The 21930-nt window shown below is 57.2% G+C and carries 17 protein-coding genes and 1 tRNA gene; 4 read left to right on the forward strand and 14 right to left on the reverse strand.

The genetic code is table 11. The features are described from left to right. Positions 1-65: 65 nt before the first annotated feature. The 6 genes from N1078_RS08670 to N1078_RS08695 form a co-directional block, all read right to left on the reverse strand. The gene (locus N1078_RS08670) at positions 66-833 is read right to left on the reverse strand and encodes a tyrosine-type recombinase/integrase (RefSeq protein WP_274087782.1); all 768 of its coding nucleotides are present in this window, start codon (positions 831-833) and stop codon (positions 66-68) included. A gap of 129 nt (positions 834-962) precedes the next feature. Then, positions 963-1036, reverse strand: a tRNA-Gly gene (locus N1078_RS08675). A gap of 96 nt (positions 1037-1132) precedes the next feature. After that, entirely contained in the window at positions 1133-2017 is an 885-nt protein-coding gene (locus tag N1078_RS08680) for an alpha/beta fold hydrolase (RefSeq protein ID WP_274087783.1), read from the reverse strand. 387 nt (positions 2018-2404) lie between these two features. Continuing rightward, entirely contained in the window at positions 2405-3097 is a 693-nt protein-coding gene (locus N1078_RS08685; protein WP_274087784.1) for a pseudouridine synthase, read from the reverse strand. Between the two features lie 2 nt (positions 3098-3099). Further along, a complete protein-coding gene (locus N1078_RS08690; protein WP_274087785.1) occupies positions 3100-3315 on the reverse strand; it encodes a cysteine-rich CWC family protein in 216 nt (71 codons plus the stop codon). Then, the gene (locus N1078_RS08695; protein WP_274087786.1) at positions 3312-4784 is read right to left on the reverse strand and encodes a sensor domain-containing diguanylate cyclase; all 1473 of its coding nucleotides are present in this window, start codon (positions 4782-4784) and stop codon (positions 3312-3314) included. The genes N1078_RS08690 and N1078_RS08695 overlap by 4 nt, the downstream gene beginning before the upstream one ends. Positions 4785-5124: 340 nt before the next feature. Between N1078_RS08695 and N1078_RS08700 the strand changes: the two genes are divergently transcribed. Continuing rightward, positions 5125-6483: a sigma-54 dependent transcriptional regulator gene (locus N1078_RS08700; protein WP_274087787.1), complete on the forward strand. Its 1359-nt coding sequence runs from the start codon at positions 5125-5127 to the stop codon at positions 6481-6483. A 138-nt stretch (positions 6484-6621) separates the two neighbouring features. Here N1078_RS08700 and N1078_RS08705 read toward each other — a convergent pair whose 3' ends face one another. The 6 genes from N1078_RS08705 to N1078_RS08730 form a co-directional block, all read right to left on the reverse strand. After that, entirely contained in the window at positions 6622-7866 is a 1245-nt protein-coding gene (locus N1078_RS08705) for a hypothetical protein (RefSeq protein ID WP_274087788.1), read from the reverse strand. A gap of 153 nt (positions 7867-8019) precedes the next feature. Further along, the gene (locus tag N1078_RS08710; protein WP_274087789.1) at positions 8020-8748 is read right to left on the reverse strand and encodes a hypothetical protein; all 729 of its coding nucleotides are present in this window, start codon (positions 8746-8748) and stop codon (positions 8020-8022) included. A gap of 39 nt (positions 8749-8787) precedes the next feature. Next, positions 8788-9465: a C39 family peptidase gene (locus N1078_RS08715; RefSeq protein WP_443218103.1), complete on the reverse strand. Its 678-nt coding sequence runs from the start codon at positions 9463-9465 to the stop codon at positions 8788-8790. 102 nt (positions 9466-9567) lie between these two features. Beyond that, on the reverse strand, positions 9568-10557 hold the full coding sequence (locus tag N1078_RS08720; RefSeq protein WP_274087790.1) for a hypothetical protein: 990 nt from the start codon (positions 10555-10557) through the stop codon (positions 9568-9570). 42 nt (positions 10558-10599) lie between these two features. Then, complete coding sequence (locus N1078_RS08725) at positions 10600-11190, reverse strand: adhesin (protein WP_274087791.1); 591 nt, start codon at positions 11188-11190, stop codon at positions 10600-10602. 1 nt (position 11191) lies between these two features. Further along, positions 11192-11650, reverse strand: coding sequence for a hypothetical protein (locus N1078_RS08730; RefSeq protein ID WP_274087792.1), 459 nt, complete (start codon positions 11648-11650; stop codon positions 11192-11194). A 694-nt stretch (positions 11651-12344) separates the two neighbouring features. Here N1078_RS08730 and N1078_RS08735 point away from each other — a divergent pair. Further along, positions 12345-12791 (forward strand): hypothetical protein, encoded by a 447-nt coding sequence (locus N1078_RS08735; RefSeq protein ID WP_274087793.1) that lies wholly within the window; start codon positions 12345-12347, stop codon positions 12789-12791. 167 nt (positions 12792-12958) lie between these two features. Here the strand turns inward: N1078_RS08735 and N1078_RS08740 are convergent, their stop codons facing one another. Next, positions 12959-13297 (reverse strand): tryptophan synthase subunit beta, encoded by a 339-nt coding sequence (locus tag N1078_RS08740; RefSeq protein ID WP_274087794.1) that lies wholly within the window; start codon positions 13295-13297, stop codon positions 12959-12961. An 80-nt stretch (positions 13298-13377) separates the two neighbouring features. Beyond that, positions 13378-18075 (reverse strand): retention module-containing protein, encoded by a 4698-nt coding sequence (locus N1078_RS08745; RefSeq protein WP_274087795.1) that lies wholly within the window; start codon positions 18073-18075, stop codon positions 13378-13380. A 322-nt stretch (positions 18076-18397) separates the two neighbouring features. On the opposite strand from N1078_RS08745, the gene N1078_RS08750 reads away from it, so the two are divergent. Together N1078_RS08750 and N1078_RS08755 are read left to right on the forward strand one after the other, a co-directional pair. Then, entirely contained in the window at positions 18398-19741 is a 1344-nt protein-coding gene (locus tag N1078_RS08750; protein ID WP_274087796.1) for a TolC family outer membrane protein, read from the forward strand. Positions 19742-19788: 47 nt separating this feature from the next. After that, on the forward strand, positions 19789-21924 hold the full coding sequence (locus N1078_RS08755) for a type I secretion system permease/ATPase (RefSeq protein ID WP_274087797.1): 2136 nt from the start codon (positions 19789-19791) through the stop codon (positions 21922-21924). Positions 21925-21930: the final 6 nt, after the last annotated feature.

A 21930-nucleotide genomic window follows, 5' to 3' on the forward strand; every position in this document is an offset into this window, starting at 1 on the left:
CTGGTAACAAAATCAGCAATCCGCCCTGGGTCAAATTTCAATCGGCAGGGTGGGTCAATTTTCCATCAGCGCCAACAAGGGGTACGGCTAGTGCTATTTCGAAGCGCCTTTAGGAAGGGCGGTAGCTCGGATTCGAGCAGATGGGGGTGATGTTCGACCTTTGGTTTTTTTATAGCGATGGCAACCAACTCGGCAGCCGGGTTGACCTCACAAAGCCCGCGAGCAATCGCTTGGCTAAAAATCTGACGTAGCGCGACGCGAATTTTATCTCGCGTATTGGTCGCGCCACGAGCTTCAATTTTTTCTTGAAGTGCTGCACAGTCCCGCGGAGTAATCGCCCGAATAGGTTTTTCGCCAAGTGCAGGAAGAATATCGTTGTTTAGGAAGCTACGCATAAGCCGAAGGGTGCTCTCGGCTAGCCCGTCGTCAATTTTCCTCTGATACCAATACGCGACAGACTCACTGAATGGGTTCAGTGTTACGGCATGGTCGGAAAGCCTTTTCGCAGCTTTGTACTGGACAGGATCAATACCGTCGCTGGCAAGCTGTTGCGCTGCAGCAGCCTTTTCTCGTGCCCGTTTTGCTGATATGTCTGGGTAGCTACCTAGTCCATGCCAGCCCCATTTTCCATCAGGTCTTTTGTAGCGAACCTCCCAGCGTTTTCGTCCGTTGGGTTTCACCAGGAAGTACAACCTATCGGCACCGTAGGGCTCTCGATACTCCTTAGCCTCTGGCTCAAGGGATGCGAGAACGGTATCTGCTAGTGGCCTGCGTTTGATGTCTGCTCTTTTCATGGTTCTGTGTATGGCAAAGTTAGGCTCAAATAGAACCATACAAATTGCCATACGCAAGGGGGCAGTGTGTGCGGGATTATGTAGGGGCGTCCAGAAACAAGAAAACCGGCGCAAGGGCCGGTTTTACTGGTGTTCCATTGCATATGAGGATATGTGGGAACTTAGATTTGGAGCGGACGATGGGAATCGAACCCACAGCTCTAGCTTGGGAAGCTAGGGTATTACCACTATACGACGTCCGCAGCGGGTGCCTTTATACCGGAAGTCTTGGCCGAAATGAAGCCTGCCGCGCGGTTATCTGTGCTTTTGCGCGGCAGGCTTGGGTTTACGGCGCGGTTTCATACTGCGATCGCGTGGTGCGGGTTGGGCGCTGCTCGGTAGCTGGCGCTGCTGCGAGCCGGGGCTTGGAGGAATTTCAGCAGGGCGGTTTGGCTTTGCAGCCATGCGCCTTTGTGTTCCATATCCAGAAAGTGCCCGGCGTTGTTGATGGTGACGAACTGGCAGTCGCTCAGGTACTCGGCAAATATGCGCACATCCTGTGCGGCGGTGTATTCGTCGTGTTCGCCATTGATAAACAGCAGCGGGATGTCGATAGCCGCCAGGCATTCCATCTGGCAGTGGTTCTCCATGTGCACCACCTGGTTGATGTGCGCATACATCTGCAGGTATTCGTGGCGGTCGAGGCGGCTGATATGGCGCTGGTTGTAGCGTTTGAACAGCGATGGCAGGTATTTGCCGATGGTGCTGTTGACCAATTGGCCGACCTGTTCGCCGTCGGTGGCCTGCAGGCAGACCATGCCTTTCTCCAGGTAATCGAGCATTGGCTCGTTGAGCAGGGGTGAGAAGGAGGTGATGACGGCTTTTTCGATGCGCGCTGGGCGCTGGGCCAGGGCGAGCATGGCGGCAACGCCGCCCCAGGAAAACGACATGAGGTAGTCCACCTGAAACTGCTCGATCAGTTCCAGCAGGATGCTCGCTTCATCTTCTTTGCTAATCGGCCGGGCGTTGCTGTTGTGCGGCTTGGATTGGCCGGCATAGGGCTGGTCGTACAGCACCACGTTGAACTGCGGTTGCAGGTATTTGATGGTTTGAGCGAAGGCGGCGGTGGTGGCCAGCGAGCCGTTGATCAGGATGATGGTCTTGCGCGCGCTGGGGTTGGCGTAGAACTCCGTGTGTACCTTGAACGTCCTGTGTATATCGACGACAGCAATGGCTGGCTTCATGTCGTTTCCTCCTGGCGCATAAAAGTGGTCACGGCTAACGGTGGTAGCGTTAAGCCGGGCTATTTAGGACAGATAGATAAGCGCCTGGACGTGACAGCAAGATGTCAGGCTGGAGGGTTTTATAAGTTGTTTATTTTCAATCAGTTAGGGCTGAAACAGAACATCTTCCACGGCCCTTTTTACAGGTGTGGAGCGGTGTCTTTAACCAGGCAGGAACCCATTTTGCGCAGTGCGCAAGCAACCAAAAGAACGCTTAGATGGCTTTCGTGACTAGCAAGTCACGTTAAGACCTTGTGGCTCGATTTAAGCAGCCGCGTGTTGCACTCACAAGTCTTTATTTGTTTTTTCTTCCACCGCTGGTCGTATGCCGAGAAGGCGGCAGGTGGTTCAGCAGTGGTTGATTTCTGCGGCACTGAGTGCGCGGTACTGGCCGGGGGCGAGCTGAGGGTCGAGTTCGATGGCGCCCATACTCAGGCGGTGCAGGCCGATGACCTTGTTTTGGAAGTGGCCAAACATGCGCTTTACCTGATGGTAGCGGCCTTCGTGCAGGGTCAGCAGGGCGCTGTGGCTGCTGAGTATGACCAATTCGGCGGGCAGGGTGGTGAGGTCTTCATAGGCGAAGTACAGGCCGCCGGCGAATACCTCGATGTACTCAGGCGTTATCGGTTGTTCGGTTTCGACCCGGTAGACCTTGCCCAGTCGGCTGCTGGGTTCGGTTAGGCGGCGCGACCATTGGCCATCGTTGGTGATGAGCAGCAGGCCACTGGTGTTGAGGTCCAGGCGGCCGGCCAGGTGCAGCTCGGCTTTATCCGGCTCATCCAGCAGATCAAGTACGGTGCGGTGTTCATCGTGCGCGGTGGCGCTGACCACGCCAGGCGGTTTGTGCAGCATAAAGTAGCGCGCGGCTTTGCCAGCTTGCAGCAATTGGTCATCCAGCTCGATGCGGCTGAACTGGCTGATTTCGTACAGGCCGTCGCCGACCACTGCGCCATCCACCCGCACTTGCCCGCTGGCCAATAGCCGACGTGAGGCTTGGCGGTTGAATTGCGGCAGGTTGCTGATAAAGCGGTCGAGGCGCATGGCTAGTTGGTTGCAGGTGGCGATTCAGGCGGCAGGCCTTGCGCGCAGCGTGGGCACAGGCAGCTGCGGTTGCGCAGTTCTGCTGGCACGTTGGCCAGTTGCTGGGCGTCGACCTTTACGGCAAAACACCAGCACTGCGTCACGGGTGACGCGCTTGCGGCCTGGGCGCATTGGTTGAGCTGGCCACAGCAGGGGCAGTTGCTCGGTGCGTCACTCATGCGATTTCTTCACACAGGCGGTTGCGCCCGCTCTGCTTGGCCCGGTACAGCGCGCGGTCGGCGCGGGTGATCACTTGCTCCAGCGATTCATCGGCCTGCAGGTGGGCCAGACCAATGCTGGTGGTGATCTGCAGGTCGACGCCATTGAAATGAATGCCGCTTTGCTCCGTTTGCTGAATAATTTTCTCGGCCAGCTCGCGGGCCTGTTCGGGCGTGGTGTCTTTGAGCAGCAGGATAAATTCCTCACCGCCCCAGCGGCAGATAATGTCGGATTTGCGCACGGTATTGCGCAGGTGGCTGGCAAAGCGGCGCAGCATTTCATCACCGGCCATATGCCCCTGGCTGTCGTTAAGCTGCTTGAAGTTATCCAGGTCGAGCATCAGCACGCACAGCGCGCTTTGGTTACGCCGGGCTTCCTGCATGGCTTGATTGGCGAGCAGGTTAAAGCCGCGGCGGTTAGGCAGTTCGGTCAATTGGTCGGTGGTGGCCAGGGCGCTGATTCGGCGCTGGTAACGCCGTAGCGCCACGCTAACCAGGGTGATGATAAGAGCGGTGATAACCAGGCAAATCAGCAGGTTTATGTACAGCGATTGGCGGATGCCGGCCACTGCACCGTCTTCGTGTGTATCGACAAACAGATACCAGTTCAACTCAGGGATAAACCGCACGTTGAGGAAGTGGCCGCGGCCCTGTTCCTGGTATTCAAAATCACCGCTTTGTGGCTGGGGCAGCTTGACCATCAGCTCTTCCAGGCCGGCAATTTCGTTGAGCGACTGGCCGACGCGTGCGCCCAAGGGGCCGCCGCTGGATCCGGTGAGGACCAAGCGGCCTTCGGTGTCGACAAGGAACACGCTGCGGTTATAGCGCTGCTGGTAGGTGTCGATCAGTTTGACCACGGCATCCACGGTTAGACCGACACCGGTTGCGCCGATAAAGCGCTGTTGGTAATCGAACACCTTGTAATTGATAAACACGGTCATGCGATCGCTGTTGGCCATGTCGACGTCGACGTTGATCTCGTAGGGCGCTTGCATGTCGCGCACACGGAAATACCAGTCATCGCGCGATTGGCCTTTCTCGACCTTTTTGAGTACGCCCTTGGCCTGATAGTAGGTGTGGGTTTTCTCGGAAACAAAGAAGCTGGTGACCGTGGCGTAATGCTCCTGCACCTCGCGCAGGTAGCGGACAACCTGTTTGGCATCCTGCTCACCGTCCATTACCCAGTCACGCATAAAGGTATCGCGGGACATCATCGAGGAAATCAGGATGGGCCTGACCAGATCCTTTTGGATTTCCGAATAGACGTTATCCGAAGTCAGTGGCAGCTCGGTGTGGATGATCCCTGCACGAATGGAGTCGAGGGCCGCGTAATAGCTGGCAAGGGAGGTGGCAAGGAAGCCACACCCCAGTAGTACCAGCAGTAAGACAATCAACGGCCATTGGCGAGGCAGGGAAGATGAGTCAGGCATGCAAGGCTCTGCTGGTTAAATACTCACCGCATTGTAGCGCTCGATACTGAGCAGGGTGGCTACAACAGGGTTTGGCTGATGTGCGCGGAGTAATCGCGCTTGCTGCACTTAACCACGATTGCCCTGATGCCGCTAGACCGTGCGACTCACCAAAAGTCCGCATCTCCATACTGTTTTTGCTCGCGCCGTCAGGGCTTCTAGGCGTTGAGTCGATAGCTCGGCGCCACATGCAGGGTAATAAGCCCTTGGCTATCTAGAGCGAATCGTTCGCTCATTTGTGTCAAATTATTGCTACTTTTGCTCGGGTTGGCTATTTTTTTGACCCTTGAGTGAGGTTCGCATGTGTGTTGTTGCCGTTGAGCCCCGTCGGCTGCTGGTTATTGAGCCGTGCGAGGAGTGTCGAGGCTTATTCCCACGGTTGCGAGCGGCAGGATGGTTGGTTGAAGCGCGCTCGTTAAGCGATGTAGGCATTCATCCTTGTCAGGTTGGCATGCTCTGTTTTCATTCCGGATTGCTATCACGCCTGGATGAAATCAAGGCTGTGATTGCGAGCAATGTTGCTGAGTGGGTGGCGTTGGTCAGTGCCCAAGACATGTCCAAAGCCAAGTTGTGCGACTTCATCAGTGAATGGTTCTTTGATTTTCATACGATGCCGGTTGACCTGAGTCGCCTGATTGTCACCTTGGGGCGTGCTTGCGGCATGGCCCTCCTGCGCGAACAGAGTGATAAGTTTCTGGCTGACGAGAGCCATGAATTACTGGGCGAAAGTGAATCGATTCGCCGTGTGCGCAAACTCATGGAGAAACTCGGGCCGACCGATACGCCGGTGCTGATTCGCGGTGAAAGCGGGACGGGTAAAGAGCTGGTTGCCCGCAGCCTGCACCGGATGTCCGCGCGGTCCAACATGCCGTCGGTGGCGATTAATTGCGGTGCCATCCCGGAAAACCTAATTCAGTCTGAGCTCTTCGGGCATGAGAAGGGCGCCTTTACCGGTGCTCACCAGCGCAAAATAGGGCGCATCGAGTCTGCCGATGGCGGCACCCTGTTTCTGGATGAGATCGGCGATCTGCCTTTGGAGATGCAGGCAAATTTGCTGCGCTTTTTGCAGGAAATGACCATCGAACGAGTCGGCGGGTCCAAAGCGATTTCGGTCAATGTGCGGGTGATCGCTGCGACCCACATCAACCTGGAAGAGGCTGTCGCCAGCGGCACATTTCGCGAAGACCTCTACTACCGCCTCAACGTGTTACAGGTGCAGGTGCCGCCGTTACGCGAACGCGTGCTCGATGTGCCGCAACTGGCCGCTCACTTTGCCAGCCTGTTCAGTGTGGAGACCGGTCGCCGCCCGCGGCGCTTTAGCCAGGCTGCATTACTGGCAATGACCTCGCACCATTGGCCCGGCAATGTGCGCGAGCTGGCTAACAGAGTCCGGCGTGGGTTGGTTATCGCGGAGGGCAAGCAGATTGAAGCCGAGGATATTGGGCTTGATCGGGGCATCCAGCGGCCACCGTTAATCGGCACCCTAGAAGAATACAAGCTGCGAGCCGAACGCCAGGCCGTTGGCGATGCGCTTATGCAGCACTCGCAGAATCTCAGTCAGGCGGCACGCGCGCTGGGTATTTCTAGGCCCACCCTGTACCGCCTCTTGCATAAGCACCAATTAAGTGGGGTAGGGGGGCTTGGAAATACGGGCTCTTAGAACCGGCTCACGCTCTCCTGGCCGTCAGCCATGCCGCGTTAAAAACAGGCTCGGAATGCTCATTTACAGCTCGTAAACTGCGCTTCCTCGCCTGTTTTTTCTTTGTCTGACGCTAGTCCAAAAGACCGTGCATAGGCTTTAGAAGTAATAGGGGAATTTGATACTAAAGCTGAAGTCCGGGGCGTCGGGGGTCAGGCCAATCGACAGGTTTGGCACGATGCTCATGTTGGCTGTTGGGGCGAAGGTCATGCCGACGTTGAAGTAGGCCGCGTTGTAATTGCTGTTATCCACTGATTGCCAATCGCCGTCGTCAGGCTTGATCTTGCTCTTTTGTGAGATCAGCTCGGAAAACGACAGGGCCAAGCTCATTTTTTCGTTTAGCGCGAAGGCTACGCCCAAGCCGAAATTGATGGTGTTGCCCAGCTTCACCTTGCCCGGCACTTTCACGCCTTGCTGGGAGCTGATGTCGTCGAAGCTGTCTTCAAGGTTGTAGGTGTAGCCGATATTGCCGAAGACAATCGCGGGGTCGTAAGTCTTGACCAGCGAGAGGCCGGTGGTCACGCCCCATACCCCGTTGCCGGTTGGCAGGTCTTCGGGGACGAACAGGTTGTCGTTGCCTGAGGTTTCCACCAGCTTGATGCCGTATGGGTCTTTGCCGGTGGGCGCACGCACGTCAACACTGAGCACGCCGTCGGGCATGCCAGCCGCCTCGTCGAGAAACTTGTAGGCCACGCCAAAGGTGATGTCGCCAATGCGTGGGTCGCCGGTAACGCTCTGCTCGCTAAAGCTGGCGGTTGAGCCGCCAGCACCCGCCGAGGAGTAAGTCGATTCGCGGTAGTTGACCGGCACGGTCATGCTGTACTGCCAGCGGTCCCGGTTGTAGCGTCCGGTCACGTCCAGGGTGTAACTGTCAGAGTTGATCTCATCGATATTGATATTGCCGAGGAAGATCGCATCCAGCGCCAGAAAGCCGTTTAGGGCGAGCTGGTTGGAGTTGTAGTGGGTGTAGGTGAGGCCGGTTTCCAAGCTGAACGCGCCAGTACCGTAGAAACCACTGGCTTGCTGGTAAACGTCTTCAACGCTTTCGGCGGGCTTGGAATCATCTTTGAGCGAGGCGCCGTAAGAAGAAGGTGCGCCGCCTACGGCACGGCCCGAATCAACCAGGCTGCGCTGTGGCGCCGCGGCCTGTTGCCGGTCGCGGGCCTCTACGGCGCGAAAACGTTGCTCAAGCACCATCAGCGCGTTCTGCTGCGCCTCATAACGCTTTTGCAGTGTCTCCATCTCTTGACGAAGGGCGGTTATTTCGGCGCTGTTCTCGGCCGCGTTGACCGTGCTGATGGCAGTCGCTATGGGCAATATCAACAGGTAAGCGGGTATGCGCATAAGGGTAACTCCATCAACTCTGATTATTATTTGACCAGCCTAGACACACTTGCCGGGCTGTGCCGAAAACATCGGCTCAAGATGGGGCTCACAGGCGCTGAAATGCCTACGCCTAGAAAGTACAGCGCTTGAGGTCGCGCTCAGATCAGCCGCTTAATAACCGGCACGCTGCATGACGCCTAACTGGCTCAGGTTGCAGTAGACCCGCTGCTGCGCCGCCGGATTCTCTTGCATGGCCACGGTTAGCGAGGTGAGGTTGCGCACCTGGTTCAAGGTGCCGCCGATATTGGCCTGCTGATTGATACCGCCACGCCCGATCGACTGGCGGGCTACCCCTTGGCCCTGATTGGCTTGTAATTGCATCTGCAGGCCACCATTGGCAGAAGAGACCTGCACCGTGCCGGCGTCATTGCTGAACTGCTGATTGCCACTCCAGCTTTGCCCCGTCGTGGCGATTGGTTGCCCGGCGCTGTGAGTGATCGCGATGTCAACGTAGTTTTCGCCAGTGTTGTAGTCACCCGCCGTGCGTAAGCTCTGGGAGATGCCCTGAACGTTATTCAGGCCTTGGCCGCCGATGACTTGGCCCTGACCTTGGCCTGGCACACCGCCGCTACCTGCCGTATTCAGCGGCGTGACGTTCAGGTTGGCCGTCAGATTACTCACTGACAGATTGACCTGGGCCCCAATGGTGGCGCCGCTGCTGTTGCGCCATGACGTCGACATGGTGACGCCAAAATGCACAATGCCTTCGGGCAGAATGTAGCGGCCGCGCAGGGTGGCCATCTCGGCATCACTGATTTCGACAGGTTGAAACAAACTCGATGCGCTAACCGGCATTGCCGGTAGCAACATGCTGGCAAGCATCCATGTTTTGAGTTTCATTGCAGACTCCCGGGGCCTCTTGCCCGCGCGCACTGTGTGCTAGAAAAAATCACTCTGAATGAATCCGAACTCCATGAGCTCGGCATCGTTGACCAGTTTGTAACCCGCTAAGCGGTTCCTGGCGGTCAATGGCTCAGGTGGGTCAAGCAATGGATTGTTGCGGTCATAGCCGGGGCCAATCAGGGCAAAGACAATGCCGTTCCAGCCCTTGGTGAACTCGTCCATGGTCATTTTCTTGTGCCCCAGCACTGGATCTCCGACGTACACCGCGTCATCGGCTGTGCGCTGCATCACCACGAAATGTTTGTAGCCGCGAACCTCAATCAGCACGATCACCGGAATGCTGACACTTTTGAGTTGGCTACTTTCGATGCGGTAGCCGCGGGCACGCATACCCAAGCTGGTCGCGTAGTTCTTCATGTCCAGCATGGAGAAGCCCTTGCTGCGCACTTGCTCTTCGTCGGCCACAGCGAGCATGCCGTGGATAACTTGTTCTTCACTCAAATCCCAGCCATAGGCCTGGTTGAGAATGGTCGCTACGGAGGCGGCTCCGCAGCTGAAATCGGTTTTTTGCTCTACTAGATTACTGAAGCGCCGCTCACGGATGCTTTGCACCGGTTTGAACACCATGCCACCGCCTGGCAATACCGCGAGCGGCATATTCTGGGCAGCTGCAGCCGGCTGCAGATAAACACCGCAGAGGGCAGAGCAGAGCATAAGCGTCGGTACAAAACGCAACATGAGTTGCAACACTCCGGTTATTGAAACGTCTGCAAAAAAGCGCAGGGCCCTTGCTGGCGCCCCGCGCGACCCGTTGCGTTACTGGCTAGCGCACGCAGTACAACCGACTGCCACTGCCAGCGAATTGCTCTGCTGGTTGCCGCCACCGGCGGCAATGTTGACGCCTACGTTGCCGCTGACACCGTTCAGCGAGTTAGTCAGGCTGGCGGTGTTAACGACGGCGGTATTGAAGCCGGCAACAACCGGGATAGACCCGGTAACCGAGCCCGAGAGGCCAAGCGTACCGGCCTCGTTAAAGGCCAGAGCACCACCATCTTCATTCAGGTCAGAGCCACCCTGAGTGGCGGTATCCAAGTCAAAGTGGCCGTCTGGGCTGCCAGCCGGGTGAGCGTCGCCCGTCCAGATATCGGGATAGACGTTGCCAATTTGGTCAGACTGCCCGCTGTAGGTGCCTGTGCCATTCATGCTCAGGCTCACAGCCGCTGTGCCGTAGTCCAGAGTGGCGTTGTTCTTGGTGACGTTGCCATTGGACACCTGACTCACATTCACGCCGGCATTCGCCGCATAGGCGGTTTCTGATACGCCAATGGCCATGTCATTTTTCTGCTGGTTGAAGTTACCTGCAGCGATATTCACGCCTACGTTACCGCTCGCCCCGTTGGCCGAGTCGACCATCGACGCGGTATTAGGCACGCTGAAATTGCGCAGCGTGTTGTTACGCGCGGTTTGATCCACATCGATAGTGGCGCTGGCGGCTGCACCAAACACCATGTACGCATCGGCCACGGCAATGGCCCCGGCGTTGGCTTGCTGGTTGTTGTCGCCGGCGGCCACGTTGACACCGACATTGCCCGAAGCGCCGCCGAGTGAGCCTTCTATACTGGCGTCGTTCACGGTGCCTTCATTACGCACCAGGTTGTTATGGTTGTTCTGGCTATCAACAATGCTGGCGTTGCCGCCATTTTGAGGGCCTCTGTTGCGATCACCACCCTGGTCGGCATAGACGCCTGCGGACAGAACGGCAGCCAATGCAAATGCCAGTGGCTTGAGCATGAATTGAGCTTTCATTTTTGTTTCTCCATTCGCGGTTGTGTTGGCGGATACGCGGAGTTATTCCGAGATCCGTATGCCGAGGCTATTGATGCTGCGATTACCTACTCCGGCGCTCTGGTTCAACTGGACCACGCCGCGGCTGTTACCGAATGCGCTGTCGTCTACCGAGACAATGCGCTCTGCGCTTAGTGGTTCTGTTGCCCCCGAGATGCTTGACGGCCTGACGCTTTGTTGCGCCAAGGCACTGTCATCCAAACCCTGCGCAAGACCGCTGGTGATGCGCAGGGCATTGATCTGTTGGTTGCCGCTACCGGCCCCCTGGTTGATCCCCACAACACCGTTGCTATTGGCAAATGAGCTGCCGCCAATGCTGGCGCTGGCAACCATGCCGGCTGGGTTTATGGGTAAATGGTCGGTGTTTTGCTTGACGTTGGTGGTCGCCGTGGCGTGCGCATTCGCACCGCTGCCAATGGCTATGGCGCGGGCGTTTACCTGTTGCTGAGCATCGCCTGCAGCCTGATTAATCATCAGTACACCTTGATGGTTCTGGCCGCTTTGGTTGAGGCTGGCAGTGGCTTGCATGGCTGGCTCGGCCAGCAATAATTGGCTGCACAGGGCGCTCGCGAGAAATAGCGTTAGCTGGCGCATGTCATTGTCCTAAGCTAATTTTTTGCAGGGGGCGCAAGCCGGTTTGTATGGCGCCGTTGATGCGGCCGCTGAGACCGCCCGTTGTGCCCCCGGTGGCATCGCCCCCGATGGCTGCACCGAGCCCAGGCATGCCATTACCCGCCGATTGGGTCATGCTGTTTGAGCTGGAGAGGCTGTTGGTTTGTCTTGTCAGCGCGCTGTTGGATACCGACAGGCCGGTGTTGATATGGGCAAAGTCACTGTCATTCAGCTCGGCGCTCGCATTGCGCGGCAGCCCGGCCTGGACCGTTAGCGGGTGAGGGTCGGCAACCAGTTCCGTTCGGGTTGCGGCACGCGGTTGAACGTCGCGTGTGAGGACGATTAAGCCGTTATCGGCGTGTACCGGATTGTTCAGCAGCACCATTACCAGCGCGCTGCTCAGCAACCCTGTGCATGTGATTCTGCTGAGCTGCTTGTGCATTTTTAGGTTCCCTTTGCGAAGCCTCTTATTTACGGCGGTAGGTAACGCAGAGAACATGCCATTAATTTAATTTCCTTAAATATCAATAAGATGGTGATTATTTTTGCCGGCTTAATGGCGTATGTGTAAAGCCGGTGATACTTGGCTGTCAGGCAAAAATGTTTTTAAAACATAGGCTTGCCCACCGATGGGCATGTGGCGTGTTTGCTGCACGGTGCAATGTGTTACATCGCTGAAACAGATGCAGGCTGTAAATATCACGTGGCCTGCTCAGTAGAAGGCGATAGCCGTTATGCCCTGAGCATCATCTAGGGCTGACTCCTCGAGGCTTTTAGGGCCGCTCAAAATGTTTGAAGGTGCTGATTTTTATGGTGTAACGCTGGGTTGGTTTCAGGGGGCTGACCGACCACCGAGCCTGTTCAAAGGACAGGCCGGTGCAACGCCGTTTTTAAGGCTCAGGTGATTAAACCGTGACCGAGCGGGGGCTTAAAGCAGGTCACGACGGGGCGTGAGTCAACAGCTGATGGCTGAGCTGGGCTTTGGGGCGTTGCTGAATCAATCTGCAGAGAGCAACTGGTCGGATACTTACTGTCCATAAGCGCACCAAAGCGCATATACCGCTGTCAGAGTTAGCGGGAGTCACCCCTGGTAGCGACAACGGTCGCTGCCATACCTGCGGTCGAAGGAGGCCGCTATGCCCTATAAAACGATGCTCTTGGCGCTGTTGTTGATGTCCTCAAGCGGTTGTGCGGTCTATGGCGGCGGCAGCGGTTATGGCGATCACCGTTATGATCGAGGGCATTCAAGCACCTATTACCAGGTGCAACGCTACCCGGTGTATGCGGTGCCGCAGCCTCACCGCTACAAGGCATACCGCCATGATGGTCGCCGCTATGATGATCATCGACAACCGCCGCGTTATTACGCGCCGGCCCCACAGCCCCGCGATTACCAAGCGCATAGGTATCAGAAGCGCCATGGTGACCGCGCACCGCAACCGCGTGCGAGGTGGGATGGCCATGCTGATCGCGACTTCTCACGCAGCCATCAGGCGTCACGCCAACAGCGCGCCGATGCACCGCGTTACGAAGAACGCCGTGCAGATGAGCGCCGCGATGGCAAGCGGGGATGGAAGCGGTAGCGCTGAGTGCCGAACCGCTGGAGACGCAAGGGGACGTGCGAATAGTGCGCTAGGCGTATCAAGGCACGAGCTCGCGCCTAGGTACTAGCAGCCACTGCCTTTATAAGTGCGGGTTGCCCGCAAACAATTGGGTTTGAACCGGAAAAGCCTTATACCGTTGGTCGGGGTCAGATCAGCTCTGACTCATCGTCATTAATCAGCCGATGCAAACCGCCCAGTGCATCCCGCGCCTTGCTACGGCCGACCAACTTGCTCTGCGCCGCTTCCGGTAGATCAGTAATGCGCACTACGCCCTTGCGGATGAGCACGGTGATCAAATCTTCCAGTACCCGGATCATGTCCAGGTCGCTCTGTTCCAGTTTAAGCAGGCTGCTTTCAGCTATCTGATTGGCATACCACGCCTGAGCTTCCTGGCTGTCTGCCAACAGCTCACCATCCATGCCCTCGAAAGGCGCGGCCTCCACTTGCTGTAAATTGCCCCAGGCATCGCGCTTTACATACAACATCGACCGCTCCTTGCCTCGTTGGCTCATTGGCTGCCCCAAATAAATAACCCCGCTTCCTTATGGTAGCGGGGTTGGCTTTATCAGGTGTGGTCGACTTTGATTAGCGCTAGATCACCGCCCGCGATCAGTGAGTTGACTATGGCAGAGGATGTCGATCCATAGCTGGATAAGTCGACTGGTATATCGCCGTTCTCCAGTTTGATGGTCACATCGGCACTGCCTCCGGCATTGAACTGGCCGGTGGTGCTGATTTCCAAGGTCGAATTGCTGGTATTGACCCGCAGGTAATTGAGTATATTTCCATCGCTCTCATCCTGCAGCAGGTCGCGCAGGTCAATGCGGTCGCCTTCGCTGGCATTGAAGTCTTTGATGACGCCCCGTCCGAGGTCGTCTTTCTTCCAGGTAAAGGTATCCGCACCGCTCCCTCCCCATAGGACGTCGTTCCCGGCACCGCCAATCAGAAGATCGTTGCCCGCACCACCGAACAGTACATCGTTGCCGGTACCGCCGATTAAGGTGTCATTACCGCTGCCACCCTCAAGGCGATCATTGCCTGCACCGCCATTAAGACTGTCGTTGCCGTCACCGCCGCGCAGAAGGTCAGCGCCATTGCTGCCGGTGAGTATGTCGTTACCACTGGTGCCGTTGGTCAGCACTGTGTTGCCGTTGGCAATGGTCAGGTAACTAGTGGTGTGGGCGCTGTCACCATTGGCGATGGTATTGGTCGCCGTGATGGCCAGGGTGGCCGACTGTGTGCCGGCACTCAGGAGGCTCAGTGAAGACAGGTTCCAGCCATCTAGGGCGATGGAGTGGTCATTGCCGGTGGCGCTGACTGAGCGCACGCCATCGGTGATGGTCATGCCGGCTTCCAGGCCGGAAATAGCCAAGCTGGTGAAGTTGCCAGCGCTCAGGCTGAACTTCATTGCACCGCCGTCATTTGCCAGTGCGGTGTCATGGAAACCACCCTCAACACTACGAATGGCGGTAATTTGCGCGGCGCTGAGCACGCCGGAATAGATGCGCAGATCATCGAGCTGGCCATTGAAGTAGCGTGTGTCCGCCATGTCGGATGCAGCGGCATTGTTGCTGAATCTATTGTTGGCGCCAATCGAAACGAGCTTATTAATGGTTGCGGTAAAGTCTGGGTCATTTGGCGAGCCTGTTGCTTCACGCTGGCCGTTTACGTAGACCTCAACAAGCTTGGTGGTCGCGTTACGGGTAATGGCGACATGGTGCCACTTGCCATCGTTAATGGAGGTGGTGCTGTAGACACCCGCTACGTTGCCCAGGCCAAAACCAATTTTGCCTTGGGTATTGATAGCCCCCCATTGAATATCATTACCACCGCCATTTTGTTCGCTGCCGATAACAGTAGGCAGATCCCAGGAATTGCCAGCACCGCTGGCAGTGCCTGTTTGTGTGGTATTCACCCAAAATGTGAGTGTGGAGGTGCCCATCAGGGGTTGAGTGACGGAGGTGCTGACGTCTACCCGGTCGCCCGCATCCTGGAAGTGCAGGTTGTTGCCTGCCGTCGCGTTACGTGGTGTACCCGCGAAGCTAGGCAGTGCCGTACCACCGGTACTGTTGTCGTCCGCCAAGGTTCCACTCTGATTGCTGTACTGGTTCAAGGTTGTGCCAGAACCACTGGACTCGTTGAACGTCCATTGACCAGCAGTGGCGATGCTCAGGGTAGGGTTGCTGGCATCGTTCACCGGCGACACATTGACGGTGACAGTAGATTGCGCCTGTCCGCCCTTGCCGTCGCGAATCGAATAGATGATTGTATCGGTGCCATGGAAATCAAGATTCGGCGTATAGGTGAGCGTCCCGTTCGGGTTGATCTCCACACTGCCATTGTTTGCCGACACGCCCCCGACAGTCAGCGCATCACCGTCTGCATCACTGTCGTTGCCCAGTACGTTGACGGTCACCGAGGTATCTTCTTTGGTCGCCGTTGTGTCCGGCCTAGCCTCCGGCGGGGTATTGCTCGCAGAACTCTGGGATACGCTGAGTATGGCGGAGCTGCCATCACCATCTGCATCCACCATCTGGTAGGTAAAGGTGTCGGGTTGCAGATTGGCGTACTGGATATTCTCCAGTCCCTGCAACAGCACCTTGATATTTGCAGTGTCGTTATTGCCGTAAAACACTACGTACTGGAAGGCCTGTCCGCCGCCATTGGCTACGTTCAAGCTAAAGCCTGGGCTGAGTGCCGAGCCAGAGCCTGTGCTGATTAGTTGACCGTTAGCCGTATAGGTCGCCCAGTTAAAGTTGGCCGCTGCGCCTGTCTGAGCATAGAAATTGGCAGTCAGCGAGCTGACCTCATGGCCTAAGTTGACCATGATGGCTTCTGGGGTGGCGGGGTGCCCATTGAGGTAGTCGGCGTTGCCGCCGCCCCCGGCGATACCAAGGCCGTTGCTACTGACGGTTAGTGTCCCGCTACCGGTAAGGTTGAGGATGTTGCTCGCCACCGGTACCCCATTGCTGATGAAGAACTCATTCTGAGAAGACTGGTTGCCGGTTAGGGCTCCTTTGAACGCAGTGATGCTGACGCCGCTCCAAGATGCCAGGGAGCCACCCCCGCCTATACTGCTGAACAACTTGGACTGGTAGCTGTAGTCACCATTCTGGTTCATCGCCAATGTGCCGGTGTCGGTACTGATGGTGACGTTGCCGTCCGTACCAAAGTTGTATGCCTGGCCCTTGTAGTTGACGCTGGCTACCTTGCCAGGGAGGTCTGCACCAAGGTCGTTGTTTAATACATTGCCAGCGGCGTTCCCGCCGAACAGTAGGTTGGCTAGGTCATCATTGGCGATCGGCGCATCATCTTCGATACGAATATTCAATTGACCAGTGCTGCTCGACTGTCCATCGCTGGCAGTGACCTGCAATGAAAGGTTCAGTACGTCTTCCACGCCTGCCTGCGGGTGATCGACCGGACCGAGCAGGGTGACGGTATAGGCGCCGCTGTTGTTGATGCTGATAGTCATGACCGTCTTGCCGCCGGCACTGGCACTCAGGGTCGAAGTGCCGGATCCGCTCCAGCTCACGGGCACACCATTAGAGGTCAGCGTCTGGGCTGGTGGCGCGAGGGTGACCGAAACGCTTGGGCTATCTATATCGCTGATAGCGAAATTACCGGTGGCGATCACCGCGTTGGTGGTGTCGCTGGGTGAGCCGGTATTGTCCGCTACTCCATTCGGCAGGCCTTCTTCCGATACGCTCGCAGTCAACTGTGAACTACCGAAGACCGGCGGGGCGCTGTCGTTATCGACGATCGTGCCCGTGCCGACGGCGGTGCCGAGGGTGGCATTGGTCGGTGCACTTAAGGTGATGGTGAAGTTCTCAGCGCCTTCGAACAGCGTGTCGTCGCTGATCGGCACCGTGATGGTTTGAGTGGTCTCGCCGGCGACGAAATTTAGCGTGCCGCTGACCGCGGTGTAGTCACTGCCGGCGGTGGCGGTGCCGTTGCTGCTGGCGTAGTTAACGCTCACGGCTTGGCCGGAAGCGGCCGAGAGGGTGACGGTAAAGGTCGCGGTGCCAGCGCTTTCGTTAACGCTGACGCTGTTGATGCTGAGGCTTGGCGCCGCATCGTTGTCGGTGATGCTGCCGGTACCGGTCACGCCACCCAGGGTCAGTGGCACGGTCTCAGTCGGTTCATTGAGTGCATCATCGACGGTCGGCAGGGTGACGCTGAAGCTGGTCACACCGGCCGGCACGATCAGGTTGCCACTGACCAGGGTGACGCCATTGCTGAAGGTCGGGGTACCGTAATCCGCTGCACTCGCACTGCCGCCGCCCAGGCTGTAGGCCAACGAGGTGGGGGTGGTCGAGGCGTTGCTGAGGGTGATGTTGTAAACCAGGTCGGCGCCTTCGGCCACCGTTGGGCTGCTGATGCTGCTGACCGTTGGGGTGCTGTCGTTATCGACGATCGTACTGGTCGCATTTTTGTCGCCGATGCTCAGAGTGAAGGTCTCGTTAGCCTCGAAGATGCTGTCGTCGATAGTTGGGACGCTGACGTCGAAGCTGGTTACGCCTGCAGGTACGCTGATTCGACCGCTGGTCGCGTTAAAGGTGACGCCGTTGCTAAATGTCAAATTTGCACTGTAATCAGCGCCCAAATTTGCAGTGCCGTCAGCCAGCGCCAGATCGAACTCAGTGGCCGAGCTGCTGGTCTTGCTGAGAGTAACGGTAAAGATGGCAGCTTCGCCCTCATTAACAGTTAAGCCTGTGGCCCCATTAGTGATGCTGATGATGGTTGGAGGCGTGTCTATAACTGCTGGCGTTGCATCGGTTGCAGCGTTTTCCGTAGCGCCTGCTTGATCATCGAAGGTTTGGTTAGCAAAGCCCAAACCTTCGGTTTCAAACCCTACCGTCGGGTCTAGACGCTGCCCAGTCTCCCCCAGCAATACAAAGCTATGGCCACCCCCTGCAGTACCGCCAGTGCCGCCGCCAGTTCCTGGGCCTGCAGCGGTGGCTTCAAGGTCTGTAGTGGGGTCGAGGCCGGCAGCCAGGGCCTGTTCCAGGCTTGAGTCGGGCTCGGCTTTATCGTCCTCAGTTTGAGCTGCGCTGGGCGCTGCTTGCCAGCTGCTGTTCTGCGCCACATTGACCACATCGCCGCTGGCCAGTTGCAAGGTCACTTCGCCGCCCAGGCCTGTAAGGATCTGCTCACCCATTAGCAGGCGCTCACCTTCGAATATCTGACGCTTAAGGCCGTCGAGGGAAACGGCAAACACTTGTCCTACAAGGGTTTTGACGATGGCGGCGATAGTGCTCATAGGTGAAGCTCCATGGGTGTGATGCAGTGAAATTCGTTATGTGGCTAATTTACAAGTAATGCGTGAAAGGTATTTTTTTGACTTTTCGGTGCGTCATTTCTATGGCTTATTTCTTTTTGGAATTAGCTATATGCCAAACTATTGACCATCTCTTCGCGATAATAAACAATGCCGCACCTGATGTCACTTTGATATTGGCAGAGAATTCTGTGATGTGAGTCACGTCTAGTCCGGCTGTTTAATTACCCTGCCGGTCGTACGTCAAGCGTGCAGCGCCTCACGATTCAAGTCGCTAGTCCACCTGATAAGGAAGTTTCACTAAATGCGCCTGCTTGCTCTCGTTCCCCTTGCCCTGTCGGTATCTCTGGCTGCCCATGGCCAAACGCTCAATGAAGCCATGCAAAGTGCCCTTGAGGTGCATCCGGAGATTCAGGCGGGGATTAATGCGCGCTTGTCGGTTGAAGAGCAGATGAAGGCCGCCAAGGGTGGGTATCTGCCGCAGGTTGATCTGTTGGCCGGTTATGGCCGTGAAGGTACGGATAGCCCCGGTACCCGTGGCAATACCCACAACACTGAAACGCTAAATCGCGGCGAGTCGAGCCTGCGCTTGCAGCAGATGGTATTTGACGGTTTCGCCACCCGCAGTGAAGTTGGCCGCCAACGCGCCACGGTTAATGCGCGTGCCTATGAGTTGCTAGGCACTGCCGAGCGCACTGCCCTGACAGTGGCGCAGGTGTATTTGGATGTACTGACCCGTCAGGAGTTGGTGCGTCTTGCCGAGACTAATCTGGCCAGCCATGAGCGAATCTACGATCAGATCACCTTGCGTAGCCAGAGTGGCGTAGGGCGCACAGCGGACCTTGATCAGGCGGAGGCGCGTTTGGCGCAGGCGCGTAACAACCTGATCACCGAGCAAACTAACCTGGCAGACGCGCAGGTCAATTATTTCAGCGTGGTTGGCCGCGATGCCAGTGAGCTGAGCCGCCCCGCTGGCCTGGTTGGTCGGTTGCCGGAAAGTTTGCCAGCGGCCCGCCAGGAAATGCTCGCCAACAATCCGCTGTTGAGTTCTGCCGAGGCGGATGTAAAGGCCACTGAACAGCAGTATGAAGCGGCTAAGTCGAGTTTCTATCCGCGCTTTGATGCCGAACTGTCACGCGGTTTAGACAACAATATCGATGGCGTCAGCGGCCATAGCAACGAGTGGCAGGCGATGCTGCGTATGCGCTACAACCTGTTTGCCGGTGGCAGCAACAAGGCGGACCTGCAATCCAAGGCCTATCAAACCAACCAGGCCATGGACATTCGTAATAACGCCCTACGCGTATTAAATGAAGAGCTGGGTTTGGCTTGGAACGCTCGTGAGAATGCTCGCCAGCAGTTGCCGATTGCCCAGCAATATGTTGATTACAGCAGCCGCGTGCGTGAGTCCTATCAGAAGCAGTTCAGCCTGGGTGATCGTACCTTGCTGGATTTGCTCGACAGCGAAAACGAGTTGTTCACCGCCTCGCGCCGTCTTGAGGAAGTGCGTTTCACCGAGCTGTTTACTCAATACCGGATCAAGGCCACCATGGGCTCCCTGCTCAAGAGTCAGGGTGTAGTCGCGCCAATAGCCGCTGCGCCGCTGGACGAGATCAAGACCCAGGTGAATTTGCCGGGTCTGAATTGAGCCAAGTTGAGTACGAGTGAATCTTTGTGGCAGTAGACCCCAGCCCGATGCAAACCCGTAGTGATCCGCGTGATCGCTACGACGACCCACTGCTAGACAGCCTGTTGTCGCTCTGTAGCTTGCATCAAAAGTCGGTCAGCCGTGCCATGCTCACGGCTGGCTTGCCGTTGCCTGAGCAGCGTTTGAGCGCCGAGCTGCTGCCACGTGCAGCGGCGCGTGCGGGGTTGCAAGGGCGTTGGTTGCGGCGTGCGCTGGAGAAGATTCCGGCCTTGGCCATGCCCGCTTTGTTGTTGCTGCGCGATGGCCGCAGCGCCATTTTGCTGGGGTGGGATGATCAAGGCCGTGCGCGCATCATGCCCAGCGAAAGCGAGGGTGGTGAGCTGTCCGTGAGTGCCGAGGCGCTGGCTGAGGATTACAGCGGACGGGTGTTCTTTGCTCAACCGCTGCATAAGTTCGACTTCAACCGCGGCGAGTTGATTCCGCGCGCCACTTCTTGGTTTCGCGACACCCTCAAACGTTCGCGCTGGCTGTATATAGATGCCATTGCGGCGAGCTTTCTGATCAACCTGATCGGCCTTGCCACGCCGCTGTTTGTGATGAACGTATATGACCGAGTAGTGCCCAATCAGGCCGAAGCGACCCTGTGGGTGTTGGCGATTGGCATCACCGGGGTGTTTTGCTTCGACCTGTTGCTGAAAACCTTGCGCGGTCTGTGCCTGGATTTGGCGGGCAAGAAGACTGACTTGATTATCTCCGCCACGTTGTTCGAACGCATCGTTGGGATGGCCATGAAATTCCGTCCTGCGCGGGTTGGTAGCTTTGCGCAGAACATCCATGAGTTTCAAAGCCTGCGCGATTTTCTTGCCTCGCTGACCCTGGCCAGCGTGATTGACCTGCCTTTCACCCTGTTGATTCTCGCGGTGATCGCCATGATCGGCGGGCATTTGGTGTGGATTCCGGTGCTCGCTTTCCCGCTGGTGGCGCTGATTGGCTGGACGCTGCAACGCCCGCTGGCCGAGACCATGCAGCGCACTATGGCTCTGGCCGGTGAGCGTCAGTCGAGTCTGATCGAGAGCCTGGCGGGGCTGGATGCGGTCAAGGTGAATAACGCCGAAAGTGAGCGCCAATACCTGTGGGAGCAGACCATCGGCACCCTTAGTCGTCTGGAGTTGCGCGCGCGCATGCTCTCAAGCCTCGCGATGAACGCCACCATGCTGCTGCAGCAATTGGCGGGTGTGGTGGTGATCGTGCTCGGGGTGTACCAGATTATCGACGGCAATCTGAGCATGGGTGGGCTAATTGCGTGCTACATGCTCAGTAGCCGTGCGCTAGGCCCGCTGACGCAAATTTCCGGTTTGCTCACGCGTTATCAGCAAGCCAGGATCACCCTCGATTCAGTCAATCAGATGATGGAGTTGCCGCAGGAGCGTCAGGCCGATGAGCGGCCGCTCAAACGCCAATCGCTGCAGGGCGCCATCGAGTTTCGGCAGCTGGACTTCCATTACCCGGATCAGCAGCAGGCTGCTTTGCAGGGCATCAACCTGATCGTTCGCCCCGGTGAGAAAATTGGCATTATCGGCCGCAGTGGGTCGGGCAAAAGTTCGCTGGCCAAGCTGATTGTCGGTCTGTATCAGCCGGATGCTGGCAGCTTGCTGGTTGACGGTATTGACGTACGCCAACTGGATGTCAGCGACTTGCGGCATAACATCGGTTATGTGCCACAAGACATTCAGCTGTTCAGCGGCACCTTGCGTGACAACCTGGTGTCCGGCGCGCGCTATGTGGAAGACGAGCTGGTGTTGCAGGCCGCTGAGTTGGCTGGCGTGCATGAGTTCGTTCGCCTGCACCCGAAAGGCTATGAGCTCCAGGTGGGGGAGCGCGGCCAGAACCTCTCCGGTGGTCAGCGGCAGAACGTTGCCTTGGCGCGTGCGTTGCTGCTTGACCCACCAATTCTGCTGCTTGATGAACCCACAAGCGCCATGGACAACACTGGCGAAGAGCGTCTCAAGCAGCGTTTGTCTGCGGTGATTGGCACTAAAACCCTGCTGTTGGTCACCCACCGTGCGTCGATGCTCAGTCTGGTCGACCGGCTGATCATTGTCGACCGCGGACAGATCATCGCCGACGGGCCAAAAGGCAGCGTGATGGAAGCGTTGAAGAAGGGGCAGATCAGTGTCAGCTAAAGTGCC

The organism is Pseudomonas sp. MIL19, from assembly GCF_028680365.1.
In the GTDB taxonomy this organism is placed as follows: Bacteria; Pseudomonadota; Gammaproteobacteria; order Pseudomonadales; family Pseudomonadaceae; genus Aquipseudomonas; species Aquipseudomonas spirodelae.